Source organism: Nocardiopsis sp. TNDT3 (assembly GCF_003427465.1).
In the GTDB taxonomy this organism is placed as follows: Bacteria; Actinomycetota; Actinomycetes; order Streptosporangiales; family Streptosporangiaceae; genus Nocardiopsis; species Nocardiopsis dassonvillei.
Genome location: NZ_QPFC01001154.1, coordinates 1 through 1207, shown reverse-complemented (window position 1 = coordinate 1207; position 1207 = coordinate 1). Strand labels below are relative to the sequence as shown.

At 74.5% G+C, this 1207-nt stretch carries 1 protein-coding gene and 1 tRNA gene; both read right to left on the bottom strand.

All coding sequences use genetic code 11. The features are described 5' to 3' along the window. Positions 1–40 precede the first annotated feature (40 nt). The gene (locus DQW06_RS25040; protein WP_198662546.1) at positions 41–850 is read right to left on the bottom strand and encodes an alpha/beta fold hydrolase; all 810 of its coding nucleotides are present in this window, start codon (positions 848–850) and stop codon (positions 41–43) included. Between the two features lie 225 nt (positions 851–1075). Next, positions 1076–1149 (bottom strand) — tRNA-Phe (locus DQW06_RS25035). Between the last annotated feature and the right edge of the window lie 58 nt (positions 1150–1207).

Here is a 1207-nt window from a genome sequence, read left to right as displayed (position 1 = left end):
CCGGACCCCGCCGACCGGTCCCGCCGACCGGCCCCACCGGTCAGTCCCGCGCGGGAAGCGGGTGCTCCGCCAGGAAGTCCAGCACCTCGCGCGTGGCCTTGGCCGCGTCCTCGTGCAGGTAGCCGTGGCGCATGCCGGGCAGGACCAGCAGCCGGGCGTCGGGGACGCGCTCCGCCAGCAGGGCGGCGTTGCCGACCGGGGTGAGGACGTCGTCCTCACCGTGCACGACCAGCGTCGGCGCCTGGACGGAGGGCAGCAGGTCCCAGCCGTCGTAGCCCGAGCTGGCGCCGAAGTGCAGGCGCTGGGCGCGCAGCGGTCCGCGCGGCAGGACGCGGGTGACCGTGTCGGGGTGGGCGGCGGCCCACTCGGGGCCGTAGAAGAGTTCGGCGATCAGGTCGCGCCCCTCGGCCGTACTGGCCCGGCGCAGCGCGAGGGTGGCCGACCTGGGGCGTTCCACCTCGTTGCTCCCGCCCGGCGCCGTGGAGCCCAGCACGAGCGCGCCGAGGCGTCCGGGCCGGGTGGCCGCGAAGGTCTGGGCGACCTTCCCGCCCATGGAGAACCCGTAGACGTGCGTGCGGGAGATGTCCAGGGCGTCCAGGACGGTGAGGGCGTCGTCCACGAACAGGCCGAAGGTGTAGGGCTCGTCCAGGGGCGCGTCGCTGCCGCCGGTCCCCCGGAAGTCCATCCGCACGACCCTGTGGCGCCGGGCCAGGTCGGCGTGCACCCCGTCCCACATCTCGTGGTCGAGGGACTGCCCGTTGAGGAGCAGGAGCGGGTCGCCCTGCCCGAGGACGTCGTACCAGATCCGGGTTCCGTCAGCTGCGGTCACGTGGCTCACGGGTCCGGACACTACCCGAGGAGCCCCGCCCGCGCCGTGGTCGGCGTCACCCCGCCGCCCGGGGGTTCGTGGCCCGGCGGCCGGGACGGTCCGCTCGTCCGCGACCCCCGAAACACAGGGCTTCGCGGGAGGGCGTGAGCATCCAGCGGGCAGCCGCCGGAGGCGCCCACCGGGCAACGCGAAGGCCCCGCCCCTGCTTCCGCAGGTGGCGGGGCCTTCGTGCATGTCTGCCTGGAGTGGCTAGGGGCGGGGTCGAACCGCCGACCTTCCGCTTTTCAGGCGGACGCTCGTACCAACTGAGCTACCTAGCCGCACTCGCCGATCTCTCGGCGACGGCGGTCCTGACGGGATTTGAACCCGCGGCCTCCA